The organism is Pedobacter borealis DSM 19626, from assembly GCF_000708285.2.
In the GTDB taxonomy this organism is placed as follows: domain Bacteria; phylum Bacteroidota; class Bacteroidia; order Sphingobacteriales; family Sphingobacteriaceae; genus Pedobacter; species Pedobacter borealis.
The window spans coordinates 18756-39765 of record NZ_JAUG01000001.1 but is presented as its reverse complement, the minus strand read 5'-3'; the positions used below and the strand labels follow the sequence as shown (position 1 = coordinate 39765).

General features: G+C 39.3%; 13 protein-coding genes. 11 read left to right on the top strand and 2 right to left on the bottom strand.

The genetic code is table 11. The annotated features are described in order from the left end of the window. Positions 1–93: 93 nt before the first annotated feature. The 8 genes from AW17_RS00155 (at position 94) to AW17_RS00120 (ending at position 13707) form a co-directional block, all read left to right on the top strand. Entirely contained in the window at positions 94–3120 is a 3027-nt protein-coding gene (locus AW17_RS00155) for a SusC/RagA family TonB-linked outer membrane protein (protein WP_029274039.1), read from the top strand. A gap of 11 nt (positions 3121–3131) precedes the next feature. Then, entirely contained in the window at positions 3132–4622 is a 1491-nt protein-coding gene (locus tag AW17_RS00150) for a RagB/SusD family nutrient uptake outer membrane protein (protein WP_029274038.1), read from the top strand. A gap of 20 nt (positions 4623–4642) precedes the next feature. Beyond that, the gene (locus tag AW17_RS00145; RefSeq protein ID WP_029274037.1) at positions 4643–5467 is read left to right on the top strand and encodes a LamG domain-containing protein; all 825 of its coding nucleotides are present in this window, start codon (positions 4643–4645) and stop codon (positions 5465–5467) included. 66 nt (positions 5468–5533) lie between these two features. Then, the gene (locus AW17_RS00140) at positions 5534–7198 is read left to right on the top strand and encodes a glucoamylase family protein (protein WP_029274036.1); all 1665 of its coding nucleotides are present in this window, start codon (positions 5534–5536) and stop codon (positions 7196–7198) included. Between the two features lie 15 nt (positions 7199–7213). Further along, positions 7214–8581: a glucoamylase family protein gene (locus AW17_RS00135; RefSeq protein WP_029274035.1), complete on the top strand. Its 1368-nt coding sequence runs from the start codon at positions 7214–7216 to the stop codon at positions 8579–8581. A 1-nt stretch (position 8582) separates the two neighbouring features. Beyond that, complete coding sequence (locus AW17_RS00130; RefSeq protein ID WP_029274034.1) at positions 8583–10328, top strand: discoidin domain-containing protein; 1746 nt, start codon at positions 8583–8585, stop codon at positions 10326–10328. Positions 10329–10479: 151 nt separating this feature from the next. Continuing rightward, entirely contained in the window at positions 10480–12777 is a 2298-nt protein-coding gene (bglX, locus tag AW17_RS00125) for a beta-glucosidase BglX (protein ID WP_029274033.1), read from the top strand. Between the two features lie 150 nt (positions 12778–12927). Beyond that, positions 12928–13707: a carboxylesterase family protein gene (locus AW17_RS00120; protein ID WP_029274032.1), complete on the top strand. Its 780-nt coding sequence runs from the start codon at positions 12928–12930 to the stop codon at positions 13705–13707. 405 nt (positions 13708–14112) lie between these two features. Here AW17_RS00120 and AW17_RS00115 read toward each other — a convergent pair whose 3' ends face one another. Both AW17_RS00115 and AW17_RS00110 read right to left on the bottom strand, forming a co-directional pair. Then, positions 14113–14841, bottom strand: coding sequence for a YebC/PmpR family DNA-binding transcriptional regulator (locus AW17_RS00115; RefSeq protein WP_029274031.1), 729 nt, complete (start codon positions 14839–14841; stop codon positions 14113–14115). A gap of 74 nt (positions 14842–14915) precedes the next feature. Further along, a complete protein-coding gene (locus AW17_RS00110; protein ID WP_029274029.1) occupies positions 14916–15860 on the bottom strand; it encodes an NAD-dependent epimerase/dehydratase family protein in 945 nt (314 codons plus the stop codon). Positions 15861–16193: 333 nt separating this feature from the next. On the opposite strand from AW17_RS00110, the gene AW17_RS00105 reads away from it, so the two are divergent. From AW17_RS00105 to AW17_RS00095, 3 genes are all read left to right on the top strand, one after another. Beyond that, positions 16194–16754 carry a sigma-70 family RNA polymerase sigma factor gene (locus AW17_RS00105; RefSeq protein ID WP_029274028.1) on the top strand — a complete coding sequence of 187 codons (561 nt, stop codon included), beginning with the start codon at positions 16194–16196 and terminating at the stop codon, positions 16752–16754. Positions 16755–16860: 106 nt separating this feature from the next. Continuing rightward, complete coding sequence (locus AW17_RS00100) at positions 16861–17883, top strand: FecR family protein (protein ID WP_051691547.1); 1023 nt, start codon at positions 16861–16863, stop codon at positions 17881–17883. A 194-nt stretch (positions 17884–18077) separates the two neighbouring features. Beyond that, complete coding sequence (locus tag AW17_RS00095; RefSeq protein WP_029274026.1) at positions 18078–21008, top strand: TonB-dependent receptor domain-containing protein; 2931 nt, start codon at positions 18078–18080, stop codon at positions 21006–21008. The last annotated feature ends 2 nt before the right edge of the window (positions 21009–21010 follow it).

Below are 21010 nucleotides of genomic sequence, written 5' to 3'. Positions count from 1 at the left end.
TCAGATGATGTATTAATGTAGAGGTAAAAACACTTGCACATCAGCAAAAACAACCCCACATTTAACTAACAATTAAACTAAATTTTAATAAGCATGAAAAGAATCTTTACAAGAATTTCTGTTCTGGCCGTATTTTGTTTACTCGCAATTAACGTAGCATTTGCGCAAAACATTACTGTAAAAGGTAGGGTAACAGATGGGGGCGACAAAACTCCGTTACCAGGCGTAACTATCTTAATCAAGGGCACACAAAATGGTACGCAGACGGATGTAAACGGCAACTACTCTCTTAGCGCACCGGCCAGTGCCACATTGGTATTTAACTTTGTAGGCTATACAGCATTAGAACAGGCTGTAAATAACCAAACTACAATTAATGTATCTCTAGCATCATCAACACAACAATTAGAGCAGGTTGTGGTTGTGGGTTACGGTACGCAAAGAAAAATTGATGTAACTGGGTCTGTAGCCACTGTAAAAGGTGAGGACATTTCAAAACAAGCATCGGTTAATGCTGTAAGTGCATTGCAGGGTAAGGTTGCAGGTGTTAGTATTACCAATTCAGGTACCCCGGGTTCGACACCACAAATTACAATCCGCGGTACAGGAACTATTTATGGCAGCCTTGGCGTATTATACGTGGTTGATGGAGTTTGGTACGATGACATAAGTTTCTTAAATCCTGCGGATATTGCTGATATGAGCATTCTGAAAGATGCATCATCTCAATCTATTTATGGTATCCGGGCAGCTAACGGGGTTATATTAGTTACCACTAAAAAAGGTAAGAACGATAGTCCGGTTATTAATTACAATGGAGCTGTTGGCTATAAAAAAGTAACCAACCCGATCGAAATGGCAAATGCCACCGAATATGCAACAATTATCAATGAATTATCTGCATCAAACGGAGCCACTCAATTATTTGCCAATCCTTCCAGTTATGGCGAAGGTACCAACTGGTACAATCAGGGATTAAGAAATGCATTACAAACTACGCATCAGATCTCTGTTAATGGCGGTTCTGAAAAATCGACCTATAACTTCTCTTTAGGTTACGATAATGAGGACGGTATTGTTAAAAATCAAAACTGGAAACGTTATACAGCCAGATTAGCCAATGATTTCCAAATTCTGAAATCGTTGAAAGTAGGATATTCGGTTTCCGGAACGTCTATTAATTCAAATGATATCAACGGAGCTATTTTCCGTCAATTATATGCTGCTGGTCCAGTAGTTCCGGTTTATTATGCAGATGGGACTTATGGAGATGCCAATGATTTCGGTTTAGGAGGTGGTAACAACTTCAATCCTCAGGTAACTTTAGACTTCTTCAATCAAAAATCTAAAAACTACCGAATTAACGGAAATGTTTATGCAGAGCTAACCTTTGCTAAAAACTTTACTTTTAAAACCAGTGCAGGTGGTGATTTTGGACAAAATGAAGTAAAAGGCTATACACCCGTTTATAAAGCAACACAGGGTCAACTGAATGACATTAGCCGTTTAACCATCAACCGGGATGAGAACAGAAACTGGATTTTAGAGAACACTTTAACCTATAAAAACACTTTCGGCAATCATAATCTAACAGTTTTAGCAGGTACAACAGCGCAAAGAAGAAAAAATTATTATCTCAATTCCAGTGCATTAAATGTTCCTTACAGCAGTGAAGGAGATTTATACCTGGCATTAGGTACAGCAAGCACCCGTGAAGTAGTAGACGGTGGCAGCTTATCTACTTACCTTTCTTATTTCGGTAGGGCAAATTATTCTTATAAAGACAAATATTTATTAAATGCCACATTGCGTGCTGATGCGGCATCTCAATTTTTCGGAGGTGGTGATCTTTGGGGTTATTTCCCTGCAGTTGGTGCTGGTTGGGTTGTTTCTAACGAGGACTTCATGAAAGACCAAAAAGTTTTTAATAATTTAAAACTTAAAGCATCATGGGGTAAAGTAGGTAATGCGGGTGTTCCGATAAACCCAACAACATTAACAGTATCTCAAATAGCTGGCTATGTTACGGTATTAAATGGTGTAGCCTACACAGGTGCCAGCGTGGCGTCGTTAGTTCCTTCATTCTTAAACTGGGAGCGTACAACGGGTACTGACATTGGATTTGAAGCAGCATTCCTAAAAAACAGATTAAATATTGAAGCAAGTTTTTATAATAAAAAAACAGAGCAGGCTATATTTGGCATACCGATCTTCACTTCAATTGGTACAGCCACCGCAAGCTTAATTGGTAACCAAGCTGATTTACGTAACCGGGGGGTCGAATTTCTGGGCACCTGGAGAGATCAAACTAAAAGTGGTTTAAGTTATTCGATTAGTGGAAACATAGGAATTAATAACAACAAAGTATTATCGGTAATTACGGGTTCAAACCCAATTTATAGTGGTGGACAAGGCATTGCTAACGGTGCTTTAGCAACACGTACCGTACAAGGTGACCCAATAGGATCATTCTTTGGTTATCAGGTTGCAGGAATTTTCCAAACTCCTGCTGAAGTTGCTGCGTCAGCGCAAACTGGCGCAAAACCGGGCGACTTCCGTTATGTAGACCAAAATGGTGATGGCGCCATTGATGGGAAAGACCGTGTAGTATTAGGAAATCCAAATCCTAAATACAGTTATGGTATCAATACAACTTTCGCTTACAAAGGATGGGATTTAGCTTTAGACATTCAAGGTGTTGCAGATGTTGATGTTTACAATGCAAACATTGCTTACCGTTTCGGTAATGAAAACTTCAGCAAAGATTTTTACGATAACAGATGGCATGGTGCTGGTACATCTAACACTTACCCATCAGCTAATGTTGGATCTACGTCAAATGCTGCACCTAACTCATTCTATGTGGAAGATGGTTCTTATATCCGTTTAAGAACAGTACAATTAGGTTACTCACTTCCTGCTTCATTAATGGGCAAATGGTCGATGAAAAAAATCAGAGTATTTCTTGACGCACAAAATGCTGTTAACTTATTCGGATATAAAGGATTTACTCCTGAAATCGGGTATGATGCCAATAGTGGTCCTATTTCAAGAGGTATAGATGCAAATGTTTATCCGCTTGCAGCTACATACAGATTAGGTGTTCAGGTTCAATTCTAATAATTAAGACAATGAAATTAAATCATAAAAATACATACATCCAAAAGCTGGGTTTAATTGCAATCTTAGCAACTACTTTGGTAATGCCTGCATGTAAAAAGGAATTTTTAAATGTTGATCCACAGGCAAAACAACCAGAAGCTACCTTTTGGAAAACAGCAGATGACGCTTCAAAAGCTGTAATCGCTATTTATGGTAACTTACGAAGTTGGGGCAACACTGCCTTCCCTGCTTTAGCTGTTGAAAGTATTCCTGGCGATGACGCCGAGAAGGGAAGTACAGCAAACGACGCAAGTTATTTAAATAGCTTTGATAATTACACGGCATCTTCAACCGAAGGTCAATTTGGAGGTTTCTGGCAGGCACAGTACCAAAACATTAATTTATGTAACCAGGTTTTAGATAACGTTCCTGGAATTAACATGGATGCCAGTTTAAAAGCACGTTACCTGGCAGAAGCCAAATTTGTTCGCGCTTATTCATATTTCAGGTTAGTAAGAGCATTTGGTGATATACCTTTACGTTTAACGGTACCCAAAGATGTTTCTGAGTTTAATATTCCGAGAACACCTAAAGCCCAGGTTTATGCGGCAATCGAAAAAGACTTAGATGAGGCTGCTGCAGTGTTGCCACAAACCTATCCGGCTGCCGATTTAGGCAGAGCAACAAAAGGCGCTGCTCTTGCTTTGCATGCTAAAGTTGCCATGTATCTAGGTAAATGGGACCAGGTTTTATCCTACACCAATACCGTTATGACTTTAGGTTATGATTTATATCCTAATTTTCAGGAAGGCTTTAGAACCAACCATGAAAACAACGTAGAATCTGTATTTGAAATTCAATGCGCACTTTTATTGAATAATAAAGATGCATCAAATTCGCAATACAGCCAGGTACAAGGTGCAAGAGCAAACACGCCAGACCTTGGATGGGGTTTCAACGTACCTACACCAGCATTGGATGCAGCTTTCGAAGCAGGCGATGTTCGTCGGAACGCAACAATTCTATATAGAGGAGAAACTACCCCCCAAGGTGATGCAATCTCTAACAGCGCAGATAATCCGATGTATAATGAGAAATCTTACGTACCATTTGCCAACATTATCTCTGGTTATACACAGGGAGCTGACCAAAACGTACGTGTACTTCGCTTTGCCGATGTTCTTTTGATGAACGCAGAAGCTGCTAACGAGCTAAACAATCCAACTTTAGCTAAAACTTCATTAAACAGGGTTCGTGCACGTGCACGTGGTGGTGTAGCTGGTGTTGTTCCTGATGTTACAACAAGTGATAAAGATGCACTGCGTCAGGCCATTTGGAAAGAAAGACAACTTGAGTTAGCGATGGAATCTGACCGTTATTTTGATGTAATTCGCCAGGGTCGTGGTACTGCTGTATTTGGTGCCAAAGGCTGGAAAGCTGGTAAAAACGAAGTTTGGCCTATTCCATCAACTGAGATTGACATAAGTGTAGGTGTTTTGACACAAAATCCTGGATACTAACCTCTTCAATTGATTTAAAAATGAAAACAAAATATTTATTATTGGCAGTTGTGGGTTTAGGCTTATCTTCTTGTCAGAAAAAATTTGATCCATCAAGCTATGCTCCAGCTTTGAATATCGGTGGCTACACCAGTGCAAAACAAATTGCTCCAAGTAGTTTGGTAGCCTATTGGGCTTTCGATGGAGGATTAACTGATAGTATTTCTAATACTGTGGGCGTAAACACAGGTACTTCGTTTGCTGCCGGGGTAAAAGGACAAGGCTTACAGGGTGCTTTAAATGGTTATGTTGTATCTAATACTCCTGCTGCCGTTCAAAGCTTAAAAAGTTTCACTCTTACCTGCTGGGTTAATATGCCTTTAAATGATAAAGGTATTGTTGGGCTTATAGATGTTTCAAAATCATCGGATTTTTGGGGTAACCTAACCTTGTTCTTCGAAAATGGAGGCGATGCAACTACGGGTAAACTAGTAGCACGTACTTATTCTGGAGTAGTAAACAATGGAGGTGATAACTTTTTAAAAATCACATCGCCATGGGGTAAATGGACACAAATTGCTTATAGTTATGATCAGGCAACATCAACATTTAAAGTATATGTTAACGGATCTAAATTGGGCGAAAAAACGGTTGCAAATCTGGGTGCCTTAACATTTCAGAATGCAGGTAAAATGGTTTTCGGAACCGTTCATTTTCAAACTACCCCTAGTTTAACAACCTCAACAGGCAAGCAAGATTGGGCCAGTTATTTAACTGGCAAATTAGATGAAGTTCGCATTTTTAATAAAGCTTTGGCACCCGAAGAAATAAGTGCTTTAGCAAAACTCGAAGGAAGAGGAAAATAGCTTTCCCATTCTGATAGCCAAAATTAAAAGGGCTGCCAAATGGTGGCCCTTTTCAACTCTCCTACTATGAACAATAAATATTTTTATATTTTAATCTTATCAATTGTTTTTTTTGCGTGCAAAAAAAGTGATACACCTGCACCGGTTGATCCACCCGTTACACCAAGCTCATTTTCTTTTAGCGATTTAAAGGTAAACGATGCTTACAGTGGCTTTACCTATTATGGCTTAAACAATAACCCAATTATCAAAATAACATTCTCATCACCAATCAATTCCACTTCTATAAGTGGCAATGTTACCCTTACCGATGCCTCTGGAAATCCGGTAGCATTCACTTCCAAATTAGAGAACAACGATAATACGGTTGTAATTACCGCTACGGCATTGCAGCCCATTACAAAATATATTTTAAACGTTAATAACAATTTATCATCAAAAACCGGTGGTAAACTTCAATCAGCGGTTGCTGTAAACCTGATCACTGCTGTTGATGATGCAGACAAATTTGCACGCATCAGCGACGATGAACTTTTAACGCTCGTTCAAAAACAAACATTCAAATATTTCTGGGATTTTGCACACCCAACCAGTGGCCTTGCAAGGGAAAGAAATACATCTGGTAATACCGTAACTTCTGGTGGATCGGGTTTTGGAATCATGGCCTTGGTTACTGGTATCAGCAGGAATTTCATCAGCAGGGCAGATGGATTGACGAGGATCCAAAAGATGGTATCCTTTTTAAAAACTGCTGATCGTTTTCATGGCGCCTATCCACATTGGTTGGATGGCAATACCGGAAAAGCAATTCCGTTCAGTACCAAAGATAATGGTGGCGATCTCGTTGAGACTTCATTTTTAATGGCAGGACTAATCACCGCCCGTCAATATTTTAATGGAACTGATGCAGCAGAAACTGCGTTACGAGCGGATATTAATACCATTTATAACGGCGTAGAATGGGCCTGGTACAGAAAAGATAACAGTAATACACTTTACTGGCATTGGAGCCCTAATTATAACTGGGACATGAACCTGCCCATTAAAGGCTGGAACGAATGTTTGATCACTTATGTGATGGCCGCAGCTTCACCTACTTTCTCCATTCCAAAAACCGTTTATGATATTGGTTGGGCACAAAATGGAGCAATGAAAAATGGGAATACCTATTATGGTGTTCAACTTCCTTTAGGCACAGCCAATGGTGGCCCATTATTTTTTGCACACTATTCTTTCTTGGGTATCAATCCAACAGGTTTAAGCGATGCTTACGCAAATTACGAAACACAGACTAAAGCACACACGCAGATTAATTATAATTATTGCAAAGCTAATCCGCTCGGGAACTATGGTTATGGTGAAAATTGCTGGGGTTTAACGGCAAGTGATATTCCTAACGGATATGCTGCAAGCGCGCCGAACAATGATGTTGGTGTAATTGCCCCTACCGCAGCCTTATCATCTTTTCCGTATACGCCAACCGAATCGATGCAGGCGCTAAAATATTTTTATTATAAACTGGGCGACAAAACCTGGGGAAATTATGGTTTTTACGATGCTTTCTCGCTAAAAGATCAATGGTTTGCTTCTTCTACTTTGGCCATAGATCAGGGACCGATAGTAGTGATGATCGAAAATTATAGAACCAAATTAATCTGGAACTTATTTATGTCGGCTCCCGAAGTTAAAACAGGTATGAAAAATCTTGGTTTTAGCAGTCCCAATCTTTAACATTATACAGCAGCAATGAAATTTATATTCCGAAACTTCCTTTTATTATCATTTACCCTTTTTACGCTATCATCATGTGCACAGCGTGAAAAACAGGCATACAATCCTGATCTGAAGATCAAAAAAAACCTTACCGACATTGAATTACTGGATCTTGTGCAAAAACAGACTTTCCAATATTTTTGGGATGGGGCTGAACCAACATCAGGTGCTGGTAGAGAACGCTTTCATGTGGATAATGTGTACCCGGAAAATGATAAGAATACAGTGGCAACCGGTGCAACTGGCTTTGGCTTGATGGCCATTTTAAGCGGTATTGATAGAGGTTATGTAACAAAAAAAGAAGGATTAGACCGATTAAACAAAATATTGGATTTTCTATCCAAAGCCGATCGTTTTCATGGTGCATGGTCGCATTGGATAAATGGAGAAACTGCCAAAGTACGTCCTTTTGGGCAAAAAGATAATGGAGGCGATCTCGTAGAAACTTCTTTTGTTGCACAGGCCTTAATCTGTATTAACGAATATTATAAAAATGGAACCGATGGTGAAAAGGCATTAGCGAAAAAAGCTGATGAACTTTGGAAAGGAATCGATTTCGACTGGTACCGCAATGGCCAAAATGTATTGTACTGGCATTGGTCGCCAGCGTATAAATGGGAAATGAACTTTCCCGTAAAAGGTTATAACGAATGTTTAATAATGTATGTAATGGCGGCCTCATCCCCTACGCATGGTGTTCCTGCTGAAGTTTATCACGAAGGTTGGGCAAGAAACGGACAGATTAAAACTAATTTCAAATTTTACGGACATCCTTTTACACTTGATTATCAAGGCCAGAAAAATTCTGTAGGACCATTATTTTGGGCACATTACTCCTATTTAGGTCTAAATCCGAAAGGTTTAAAAGACCGTTATGCAAATTATTGGGAAAATAACGTAAACCACACACTTGCCATACACGATTACTGTGTGGCCAACCCAAAGAAATTTAAAGGTTATGGAGAAAACAACTGGGGTTTAACAGCCAGTTATTCGGTAAAAGGTTATGCTGCACATAACCCTCAGGAAGATTTTGGCGTAATCTCTCCTACTGCAGCTATATCATCAATCCCATACACTCCAAAAGAATCGATGAGGGTAATCAGGCATCTTTACGAAGATCTGGGCGATAAAGTTTGGGGGAAATATGGTTTTTACGATGCCTTTTCAGAGCAGGACAATTGGTATCCGAAAAGATATTTAGGTATCGACCAAGGCCCAATGGTCGTGATGATCGAAAATTACAGATCGGGTCTACTTTGGAAGCTTTTTATGGGAAACAAGAATGTTCAAAATGGATTACAAAAATTAGGTTTTGAACATCCTACTTTAAAAAAATAAAATGAGAAGACTGATTATAACAATAACAATCATGATCTGCACTGCTTCGGCATTTGCACAAAATCAAAAAACTTACTGCAATCCAATCAATGTAGATTATGGTTATACACCATTCGAATCTTTTACCGAATGGGGGAAACACCGTGCCACTGCCGATCCGGTGATTGTAAATTATAAGGGCGATTTCTATCTTTTCAGCACCAACCAATGGGGTTATTGGCATAGCGCTGATATGCTGAACTGGAAATTCCATGAAAGAAAATTTCTCCGTCCATGGAACAAAACAAAAGATGAACTCTGTGCACCAGGGGTAGGCATCGTTGGCGATACTATGGTCGTTTTCGGGAGTACCTATACTAAAAACTTCACTTTATGGGGAAGTACCGACCCAAAAGGGAACAAATGGTTCCCATTGGTTGATTCTTTAGAAATTGGTGGCTGGGATCCGTCCTTTTTTACCGATGACGATGGCAAATTTTACATGTATAACGGAAGCAGTAATAACTACCCCATGTATGGTGTGGAATTAGACCGCAAAACTTTTCAACCTAAAGGTACCCGCACACCAATGTACCTGCTTGAAAGTTGGCGGTATGGCTGGCAGCGTTTTGGCGAATATATGGACAATACATTTCTTGATCCTTTTGCCGAAGGTGCATGGATGACCAAACATAATGGCAAATATTACTTTCAATACGGAGCACCAGGAACCGAATTTAGCGGTTATTCTGATGGAGTGGTGGTTGGAACCAAACCTTTGTTTTACGATAGCCCATTTACGCCTCAATCTGATCCTTTAAGTTATAAAGGTGGTGGATTTTCGCGTGGTGCAGGGCATGGCGCAACCTTTCAGGATAACAGTAAAAATTACTGGCACATTTCTACGAGCATTATCTGTGTAAAAAACACCTGGGAGCGCAGAATGGGTATCTGGCCAACCGGTTTTGATAAAGACGATGTGATGTGGACCAATACTGCCTTTGGAGATTATCCGCTCTATCTACCTTCCGAAAGAAAGGAAGGTGGTCCGGCAGGTCCAGGTTGGATGCTAATTAACTATAAAAAACCCGTTACTGTTTCTTCAACTTTAGGAAGCTTTAATGCCAACAATGCCGTTGATGAAAGCATTAAAACTTATTGGAGTGCAAAAACCGCAAACAATGGCGAATGGATCCAAACCGATCTGGGTAGTCTGGCAACGGTTAATGCCATCCAGATTAATTATGCAGATCAGGATGCAGAATTTATTGGTAAACAGATCGGAATTTACCATCAATATAAGATTCTATCATCAACTGATGGTAAAAAATGGACTACGCTGGTTGATAAAAGCCAGAACAAAACCGATGTGCCGCACGATTATATCGAACTGCAGAAACCGGTAAAAACCAGATTCATCAAAATGATAAACATCCATATGCCAACCGGAAAATTTGCCATTAGTGGCTTACGTGTTTTCGGCAATGGAAATGGAGAAAAACCAACAAAGGTTAAAAACCTGATTGTATTGAGGACAGAAAAAGATAAACGCAGCGCCTACATCAAATGGCAGCCTGTTGATAATGCATTTGCCTATAATCTTTACTACGGTACTGCGCCAGATAAACTATACAATTGCATCATGATCCATGATTTTAATGAGTACTGGTTCAAAGCAATGGACAGCCAAAAAGCTTATTATTTTACCATTGAAGCAATAAATGAGAATGGTGTATCGGCAAAAACCGAGGTAAAGAAAGTTGATTAATAAAATACATAGCTCACGCTCGTTTGTAACGGGTGTGAAAATAACCAATCGCTTTTAGCGATTAATGTTAAAACACGATAAAATCGTAAAGCTATTTAGGCACTCGTTGGAAACGATCGTCCGCTAATTAAAAGAATAAAACACACATATAATGAAGAGAGCGAATATCCTGGTTGTTTTTTTAACCCTACTTGTACTGAATGGATCAGCACAAAGCAAAAAATCTGTTTCGGCAGCAGATGCAAAGATGAATGCCTTCATCAGCAACCTCATGGCGAAAATGACCATTGATGAAAAAATTGGTCAGCTGAACCTGCCAAGTTCCGGCGATATCACCACCGGCCAGGCTAACAGCAGCGACATTTCTAAAAAAATCAGGGATGGACAGGTTGGTGGATTATTTAACATTAAAGGAGTAGATAAGATAAAGGCAGTTCAAAAGATTGCAGTAGAAAACAGCCGCATGAAAATCCCATTGCTTTTTGGAATGGACGTAATCCATGGTTATAATACCGTTTTCCCCATTCCATTAGGAATGAGTTGCGTTTGGGATATGGCCACAGTACAAAAATCGGCAAGGGTTGCTGCGATAGAAGCCAGTGCAAGTGGAATTAACTGGACCTTCTCTCCTATGGTTGATATTTCTAGAGACCCGCGTTGGGGCCGCATTTCGGAAGGAAGTGGCGAAGATGCTTATTTAGGTTCACAAATTGCCGCAGCCATGGTGAAAGGTTATCAAGGTAAACTTCAGGCTAATAACGAAATTTTAGCCTGCGTAAAACATTATGCGCTTTATGGTGCTGCTGAAGCTGGCAGAGATTATAATACCACCGATATGAGCAAAGTGCGCATGTACAATGAATATTTCCCTCCTTATAAAGCCGCTGTTGATGCAGGAGCAGCCAGTATTATGGCCTCTTTTAACGAAGTTGATGGTATCCCTGCAACCGGAAGTAAATGGTTAGTGACCGATGTTTTACGTAACCAATGGGGCTTTAAAGGGTTCGTGGTAACTGATTATACGGGTATTCCTGAAATGATTGCCCACGGCATGGGCGATTTACAAACTGTTTCTGCCTTGGCTTTAAATGCTGGCATTGATATGGATATGGTGGGCGAAGGCTTTTTAGGTACTTTAAAAAAATCATTGGCAGAGAAAAAAGTTGGCATGGCACAAATAGACAGGGCATGCCGATTAGTGCTTCAGGCAAAATATAAACTTGGTTTATTTGCTGATCCTTATAAATTCTGTAATGCAGAAAGAGCAGAAAAAGAGGTTTTTAGTCCAGCTAACCGTCAGGTTGCACGCGAAATTGCTGCTGAAAGCTTCGTGTTACTAAAAAATAACAATAATATACTTCCATTAAAAAAATCAGGTACTATTGGCTTAATCGGTCCATTGGCAGATAATACTGCCAACATGTACGGTACCTGGAGTGTTGCTGCCCTTTTCGATAAATCGATAACGGTACTTCAAGGTTTAAAAAATGTTTTGGGTGATAAAGCGAAAATTTTAACCGCACGCGGCGCTAATTTTTTAGCAGATTCTGCAATGGAGCAACGCTATGTCAACATCCACAATCCTACTTACAAACGCGATCCTCGAACCGAAGCAGAAATGATCAAGGAAGCGCTAGAGGTTGCTAAAAAATCGGACGTTATTGTGACTACCATTGGTGAAGGTTCTGAATTTACAGGCGAAAGCAGTAGTGTAACCGATATCCAGATTCCCGAGACACAGAAAAACCTGTTAAAAGCACTGGCTAAAACTGGCAAACCAGTGGTACTGGTGTTGTTTACCGGTCGTCCGTTGGCATTAAACTGGGAGCAGGAAAATATTGCTTCCATTTTAAATGTTTGGTTCCCGGGTAGTGAAGCAGGAAATGCAATTGCTGATGTACTTTTTGGCGATGTTAATCCTTCGGGTAAACTGAGTGCAACTTTCCCTCAAAATGTAGGTCAGGTGCCTTTGTATTATGCACATAAAAACACCGGTCGACCGTTGGCAGAGGGTAAATGGTTCGAAAAATTCCGCTCCAACTATTTAGATGTAAGCAACGATCCTTTATATCCTTTCGGTTTTGGCCTGAGCTATACCACGTTTAATTACAGCGATGTTAAATTAAGTTCAAATACCTTAACCAAAGGGAAAACGATCACGGCATCGGTTACGCTAAGTAATACGGGTAAATATGAAGGTAAAGAGGTCGTTCAATTATACATTCAAGATCTTGTGGGAAGCATTACCCGTCCGGTAAAAGAGCTAAAAGGTTTTCAAAAGATTAATTTAAAAGCCGGAGAAAGTAAAACCGTCACTTTCAACATTTCCGAAAATGATCTTAAGTTTTACAATGCTGATCTAAAATTCGTGGCTGAACCCGGCGATTTTAAAGTATTCATTGGCACAAATTCACGCGATGTAAAAGAAGCATCTTTTACACTGAAATAAAGACAGTTAGGTTTGGTTATGAACCCTGTGCTATTGTAAAGTAGCCAGGGTTTTCTATTTTTGTTAAATGAAACCATCATAATTTATCAAAACACACCTTGAAATAACAAATCATGATAGCTTCATCAACTTTAAAATAATATAAAACGGATGAAAAAGATTTTTTTTACCATCTGCATTCTTTTTTCTGTACTCTTTTTAAACGCTCAAGACTTAAAAAAATACGACAAGGGAAGCTATATCAAAGGAAAGGACTCTATTTATTACAGAATCCTGTTTCCCGAGAATTTTAATCCCGACCAAAAATATCCGATCATCTTTTTCCTCCATGGAAGCGGCGAAAGGGGGAATGACAATACCAGTCAACTGGTACATGGTGGAAAATTGTTTTTAAAAAATGATTTACGCAAAAATTTCCCTGCTATTGTTGTTTTCCCACAATGCCCATCAAACGACTTTTGGGCAAATGCCAATTTTGAGAAAGATGCCAAAGGCAAAAGGAGAATCAGTTTTGTGGAGGGTGGCAAACCAACCAAAATTATGCATGCGCTACAAGGCATGGTTAAAAACTTCCTTAATAAACCTTATATAAACAAAGAGCAGGTGTACGTGGGCGGTTTATCAATGGGGGCAATGGGTACTTATGAGCTGTTAAGAAGAGAACGCCGCAAATTTGCCGCTGCCATTGCCATCTGTGGTGGCGATAACACCAACAACATTAAAAAATATCAAAAAATACCGCTTTGGATTTTCCATGGGGCAAAAGATGATGTAGTTGATCCGGCTTTTTCGATTGCCATTGCCGAACGTTTGAAAACTGTTGGCGATGAAGTGAAATTTACCCTATATCCAAATGATAACCACAATAGCTGGGACAGTGCCTTTGCAGAGCCAGAATTGTTAACCTGGCTATTTTCACATAAGAAATAGTAGAACGATCCGTCATAATGAACTTGTTTCAGTATCTATCTGGCAAGACCCTGAAATAAATCCGATAGCTATCGGATCAGGGTGACGATCAGGAGTAAAAGAATTAGAAAAGCAAGGTTCGGTATCTTATCGGTTCCAAAAGCCCTGCCATCCGCTTTACTCACCCCGATTGAAAAAATCGGGAGTTCGTGCCCGCTGCTGTCAGGTTTAATTTACCTAGGTTGACCTAAGTAACCTAGACCCGACAAAATGGAAAGCCCGGAGGTTGAGGAACGAGGCCGAGGACTTGAAATGATGGCGGGACCGTCTTAACCAATAAGCACCGATTTTGCTCTTCAAAAACAAAAACCACAAAAAAAGCCTGAAGAAAAATCTTCAAGCTCTTGTAAAATATTCTAATTGATGTTATTCTGCCATATTATGGTAAACTGCCTGCACATCATCATCTTCCTCTAACTTATCAATCAATTTCAAAACATCAGCTGCCTGCTCTTCCGTTACCTCGTGGTGAGACAAAGCAATACGCTCTAGTTTTGAACTCTTTAACTCTATGCCTTTTTCTTCTAAAGCTTTTTGTAAAGATCCAAAGTTTTCGAAAGCACCTTGAGCAACAGCGATATCGTTGCCTTCTTCATCAGCCTCTACGTACAATTCTTCTAAACCAGCATCAATGAGTTCAAACTCTAACTCTTCTAAGTCTAAACCTTCAGCTGGTACAAAACGGAAAACAGATTTGCGGTTAAAAACGAAATCTAACGATCCGGTTTTACCCAAAGAACCATCTGTTTTGTTAAAATAACTACGAACGTTTGCTACGGTACGGTTGGTATTATCAGTAGCAGTTTCAATTAAAACGGCAACACCGTGTGGCGCATAACCTTCATATACAATTTCTTCGTAATTGGCCATCGATTTATCAGATGCACGCTTAATAGCTGCCTCTACCCTATCTTTTGGCATGTTTACCGCTTTCGCATTTTGCATAGCCGTACGTAAGCGCGAGTTGGTTTCTGGATGAGGTCCGGATTCCTTAACCGCCATTACAATATCTTTACCAATACGCGTAAACTGAACCGCCATTTTGGCCCAACGCTTAAATTTTCTCTCTTTTCTAAATTCGAATGCTCTTCCCATTTTTCGAGTATTGAGATATAAGATTTGAGATAGGAGACCTTATGCCTTCAACCTTTCAACCCTCTACCTTTATATTATTTTTTTAAATTATTCAACATATCAATTGTCAGTTTCGATAAATCGAATGCTGGTTTCCATCCCCAATCTTTTGCAGCATAGTTATCGTCGATAGAACGTGGCCAGCTATTTGCAATTTGCTGACGGGGATCATTAGCGGCGTAAGATAATGTAAAATCTGGAATATGTTTTCTGATTTCGGCTGCTAAAATCTCAGGTGTAAAACTTACCCCACCAAAATTATAGCTGCTACGCACCGAAATCTGATCTGCCGGTGCATCCATTAGTTCGATGGTTCCACGAATGGCATCATCCATATACATCATTGGCAACTCCGTTTCTGCATTTAAGAAACTCTGGTAGCTGCCTTTTTTCAATGCGTCGTGAAAAATATGAATCGCATAATCTGTTGTTCCACCACCTGGGGCAGCTTTCCAGCTGATTAATCCTGGATAACGGATACTCCTTACATCTAATCCGTATTTTTGGTTATAATATTCGCACCAGCGCTCACCTGCCAGTTTACTGATTCCATAAACGGTATTCGGATCCATTACACAATATTGCGAGGTATTATCTTTTGGCGAATTTGGCCCAAATACAGCGATTGAACTTGGCCAATATACCTTTGCCGTTTTATATTCTAATGCTAAATCTAAAACATTCAGCAAGCCGTTCATATTCAAATCCCAGGCTAATTTTGGATTCTGCTCACCTGTAGCCGATAATAAAGCTGCTAAAAGGTAAACCTGTGTTGGTCTGTATTTATGAAAAATGCCATTGATCATTTCCTTATCAAGCACATTCACAAATTCAAACGGTGCAGAGTTTTTGATGTCGTAATCTGGTCTGCGAATATCGCATGCAACCACATGATCATCACCATATATTTTACGTAACATGGTTACCAACTCGGTACCAATTTGCCCATTAGAGCCTAAAACAACAATTTTTTCTTGCATAATTTTTTTGAGATTGAGCAAAGGTAAAAAAATGAGATAAAAGGCGATAAAATATTTATACTTAGTGTATAGAATAGTGGTTAATTGTTTAAACTGGTTAATCGGTTAGATAGTTTAAAAAGGATTAATCGGCTAATTGTATAAACTAGTTAACTGTAAACCGGATTGTTTATTTGTTGTATTGCTAACTGCAAATTGCTAACTGAAAACGATTAACTGATATCTCAGGTATTAGAACCTTTCAACAATGAAACCATACACAATCAAACTTGATTACATTTCAACATTAATTTTATTACATTTACTACACTTACCTGCATAACCAAATAACAAATGACTCACGCTGAGCCTGAAAAATCTGATGATTTACTTGATCGCTTAAAACTGGGCGATAAACAGGCTTACGAAAAAATATATTTCACTTATAGTAATGAGCTTTTATTGGCAGCCTACAAAAAAACAGGCGATAAGGTAATTGCTGAAGAACTGGTGCAGAACATCTTTATCTCCCTTTGGGAAAAGCGGCAGGAAGCGGTGATTAATAACCTCCAGGCTTATTTGTTCGGTGCCTTGAAGTTAAGTGTAATCAACCACATCAGGAGCCTGGTTATGGAGAATAAGTACATGGAATACCAAAGCCTAACTTATTCAGAAAACCATCAGGATACTGCAAACCTGGTCGATCTTCATGATCTATCTTCCATCATTGAAGAAGGTATCAACTCCCTTCCAGAAAAAACACAAGAAGTCTTCAGGCTGAGCCGATACCAACACCAATCTACTAAAGATATTTCTGCTGGTTTAAATATTTCCGAAAAAGCTGTTGAATACCATATTACCCGCTCAATTAAAAGAATTAAAGAATATATTAAAAATTTCTACATCTTTTTGTAACTGATTACCAGGCAATTGAAAATTATTTTAACTTTTTTATCTCCTGCCTTTAGGGGTTCGCATTCATTGTGTTACTTGTATAGTATAAAGCCAAATATTCTTTCTTATGGACCAGAAATCATTTTACGATTTACTAAGCCGTTACGAAAACGGAAATTGTACCGAAGCCGAAAAGCTTTGGGTAGATAAATGGTATCATAACTTAAATAGCAGGAATTTTAAAGATCTATCGTCAACAGCACTGGAGGAAATGCAGGCCAATACCTGGCTAAACATCAATAATATTGAACGCAAACCAGCACCAACATTAAAGGTTAAAAAGCTTTGGCCAAAATTTGCAATTGCAGCAGCTATATTGGTTGCCTTTTTTATCGGGGGATTATACCTAACGAACTACAACCATGCTGAACAATCTTTTATTGATGAAAACAGCAATTTAAGCTTAATCAGCAAAACCAATGATACTGATCGTCCCATCATTATAGCGCTTAGCGATGAAAGCACGGTAACACTTAAACCGCAGGCCAATATTATTTATCCAAAGATTTTTGCTACCAACAAAAGAATGGTTTATTTAAAAGGAACAGCCTTCTTTTCGGTAAGCAAAAACCCAAAGCGACCGTTTTATGTATATAATCAAAAACTGGTTATACGTGTTTTGGGTACCAGCTTTTGGGTAAAATCGTCAACAGATAAACTTCCCGCCCAAGTTGCCGTAAGGACCGGAAAAGTTCAGGTAGAAGAAAATCAAAAAAATTCGCTATTTACTTTCTCTAAAGAAAAACTGGCGAAACCAATTCTGCTTACGCCAAATCAAAAAGGTGTTTTTTCCGACCACAAATTAAATAAAACATTGGTAAGCAAGCCTATTCCATTGGCCGAAGCTTATAACATACCCACAAGCTTGAGCTACAATTTTAAAGAAGAAAGCATTAAAGAAATTTTCAAAACCTTATCTGAAGCATATGGGATAGAGATAAAATCGGATAATGAGCAGATTTCGACCTATACTTTTACCGGAGATTTAAGCAAAAAAGGGCTATATGAGCAGCTCGACCTGATCTGTGGAACCATCTCAAGCAAATATTACATCCAGGGAACCAGCATTGTGGTTTCCAATAAAAACTAACCAAATATATAAACATGATGAAGAAGAACCACAACACCAACAGCCCATAACCGCGGCTCCATTTTCCATAATATTTTTCTAAAAACAAAGCCGACAATGTGGGGCATTGCCGGCGAGTTAAATACATTAGAAATGTATTCATGGTATTTCTATGTCCAATAAATCCAATCATTTAATGAACAATAACCAAATTTATGAAAAAAAATCAACTTATTTCGCTGGCGATATATGCAATGAGAGTTTCGATTTACCAAATACTTGCAATAATAATTTTTACTTGTGGTGCTTTTGCCAAAAATGTCGACGCACAAGATTTCCTGAACAAATCAATTTCGATTAAAGCCGATCAAACAGATATTAAAACCATTATAGAAAAAACAGAACACTTAGCCAATGTTAAATTTGTTTACAGCCCACAATTAATAAACTCCAACCGTAAAGTTTCTATTAACGTGGTTAACCAAAAACTTAAATACTTTCTTGAGAATTCGCTAAAACGTTATGACGTGGGATATAGAATAGTTAAAGATCAGATTCTGCTCTATTCTATTCCCGCCAATAACAACCTCGAACTACTAAAAGCCTTTGAAGGCATTGTTACCGGAAAAGTAACCGACAGTAAAGGGAATGCCATCCCTGGGGTATCAGTTACCGTTAAAGGAAAATCAATCGGGACCATAACCGACGAAAATGGCGCTTTTGCACTAAAAGGCTTAACTGTTGACAGCCGTGTAATCGTGGTAAGATACGTAGGTTTCATTTCCAAAGAAGTAAACCTATCACCTGGCAATGCCGACGAAAACCTGAGTATCAGCCTATCAGAAGATAACCTACAATTGGAAAGTGTGATGGTAACCGGTGGTAATCCAAAGAAAAAATTAGAAAGCAGTGTGGCCTTAACTTCAGTGAGTAATAAAGATATTACCAACCGGGCACCTTTAAACAGTACCGATTTATTAAAAGCCATACCAGGTTTAACGGTAGAAAGTACAGGTGGCGACGGCCCGGGAAATGTTTGGGTAAGGGGGTTTCCGCAGCAGGGCGGATATATCTTCCTGGGTATACAGGAAGATGGTTTACCGCTTTTACCAACAGGGTTCAACACAAACCCATCTGTAGATCAATACTATAAAACAGATCTGACTATCCAGAACATAGAAGCCATCAGAGGGGGTAACGCATCAATCGTTCAGGCCAACACACCAGGTGCGGTAGTAAATAACATCAGCTATGTTGGTGCAGATAAACAATATGGTCAATTTAAGTTTACAACAGGTTTTTCGCAAGGTTTGTACCGTGTTGATGGCAACACCGGAGGCAAAATAAACGACCAGATTAAATACAATATCGGTGGTTTTTACCGTACCGATAATGGTGTAGTAGATCAAGGTTTTAAGCCAGCTAACGAGGGTGGACAGATTAAAGGGAACATGACTTTTAATTTTAAGAACAATAAAGGATTTTTTAGGGTGTATGGTAAATACCTGAATGATAAAGTTCAGTTCTTACTAACGAGTTATTACCCTTACGATGGTACCGGGAAACCAACTACTTACCGCGATTATGATATGGCCGCTCAATCGATTACGCCAACGCAAACAGAGTGGAGCTATAACGATCCGGCAGCAGGAAGCCATAATTTTAGTTTAACGGATGGAATCCACACCAAATTGGGATCGGGTGGTTTTCAGTTCAACTACCTAACCGACAGTGGCTGGCAGATTGTTAACAATTTTCGTTATCAAAATACCCATACCAATTCTACCTATACTGCCCCTGCAGGAATTGTAGCGAGAACAGCAGCAACGCCTTATTACTACCCAGGCGGTTCAGTAGCGCCTTTCGTAGCTGGAGATTACGTAATTACCTCTAATGCACAAGGACAAATTAATAGTGATGTTCAGATTGTTGATTACCTGGATTTAAGAAAGAAAGTAAAAAACCACAGTCTTAACATCGGATTGGGCATCCACCAGTATAACCGGGATGATTTACGTTATGCTTTCCGTTCATTTACTGAATTTAAAGAGCATCCTAGCATTTTATTACAATCACCAACAGTTGCAGAGCGTACCATCCAGACCAAAAACACTTTTATTGGTGATACGAGAACCCTATCCTTATATGCCGGAGACGAGATTAAAATATCTGAAAAATGGCGCTTAGATATTGGTGCCCGCATTGATAATCAAAATGTTAAAGGCGACAGACCTTATTATGCATTAAATGCAAATGGTACGGTTAATACAACCGCCAGTGCAAACCCTAATATCTTAGGCTACACGCATTATGATGAAACTTTAACCAACTGGGCAGCTTCAGTAGGAGCAAACTACAAAATAAACAATACATCAAGTATTTTTGCAAGGGCTACAAAAGCTTACAACGCACCAAACATTGGCGACTATAATGCATCAGCCTATAACCCTGTAAACATTAAAAAACGCCCGGTTTATTTGGGCGAAGTGGGTTTTAAATACGCTAAAAATAACTTGGCCATTTTCGCATCAGGAAGTTATTCGGCAATTAAAAACACGTCATTAACCATTAATGTTCCAACAGTTGCTTCAGGTTTACAGGCATTGGTGGCATTTGGTTCTACACGTACCTGGAGTGCCGAGTATGAGGTTTCTTACAAAATTGCTAAACCACTAAGCTTACGTTTAACCGGAACATTGCAAGACTCCAAATACACCGATTACGAAGCAAACACGAGTAACAACGCCGCTGTTGCAGCCGAATTCGGCAATCGGATCTATAGCTTCACCGGCAAAAGGACCGAACGTGTTCCTGTACTCAACACCGAACTTGGCGCCAATTACGACTACAAAAACTTTAACCTATATGTAGCAGCAAATTACGTAGGTAGCCGCTTCACCTCTCCTAGCGATAGCTATAAACTACCTGCTTATGTGGTAATGAAAGCTGGGGCAGGATATAATTTTACTAAAAAGATTTCGATAAGATTTTGGGCAGACAACTTGTTAAATGCAAAAGTGCTGACAGAGGGCGATGTTCGAGGAGATCAGTTCAGAGATTTCTCAACCATAACCCCTGGCACATTAATGATTGGCAGAACATTACTTCAACGTACCTTCTGGGGATCATTAGCTTATTCATTCTAACA

Coding starts and splice junctions, on each gene's coding strand:
- AW17_RS00095 (WP_029274026.1), top strand. CDS start 18,078: ATGAAAAAAAATCAACTTATTTCGCTGGCGATATATGCAATGAGAGTT.
- AW17_RS00145 (WP_029274037.1), top strand. CDS start 4,643: ATGAAAACAAAATATTTATTATTGGCAGTTGTGGGTTTAGGCTTATCT.
- AW17_RS00130 (WP_029274034.1), top strand. CDS start 8,583: ATGAGAAGACTGATTATAACAATAACAATCATGATCTGCACTGCTTCG.
- AW17_RS00135 (WP_029274035.1), top strand. CDS start 7,214: ATGAAATTTATATTCCGAAACTTCCTTTTATTATCATTTACCCTTTTT.
- AW17_RS00115 (WP_029274031.1), bottom strand. CDS start 14,841: ATGGGAAGAGCATTCGAATTTAGAAAAGAGAGAAAATTTAAGCGTTGG.
- AW17_RS00110 (WP_029274029.1), bottom strand. CDS start 15,860: ATGCAAGAAAAAATTGTTGTTTTAGGCTCTAATGGGCAAATTGGTACC.
- bglX (WP_029274033.1), top strand. CDS start 10,480: ATGAAGAGAGCGAATATCCTGGTTGTTTTTTTAACCCTACTTGTACTG.
- AW17_RS00120 (WP_029274032.1), top strand. CDS start 12,928: ATGAAAAAGATTTTTTTTACCATCTGCATTCTTTTTTCTGTACTCTTT.
- AW17_RS00155 (WP_029274039.1), top strand. CDS start 94: ATGAAAAGAATCTTTACAAGAATTTCTGTTCTGGCCGTATTTTGTTTA.
- AW17_RS00140 (WP_029274036.1), top strand. CDS start 5,534: ATGAACAATAAATATTTTTATATTTTAATCTTATCAATTGTTTTTTTT.
- AW17_RS00105 (WP_029274028.1), top strand. CDS start 16,194: ATGACTCACGCTGAGCCTGAAAAATCTGATGATTTACTTGATCGCTTA.
- AW17_RS00100 (WP_051691547.1), top strand. CDS start 16,861: ATGGACCAGAAATCATTTTACGATTTACTAAGCCGTTACGAAAACGGA.
- AW17_RS00150 (WP_029274038.1), top strand. CDS start 3,132: ATGAAATTAAATCATAAAAATACATACATCCAAAAGCTGGGTTTAATT.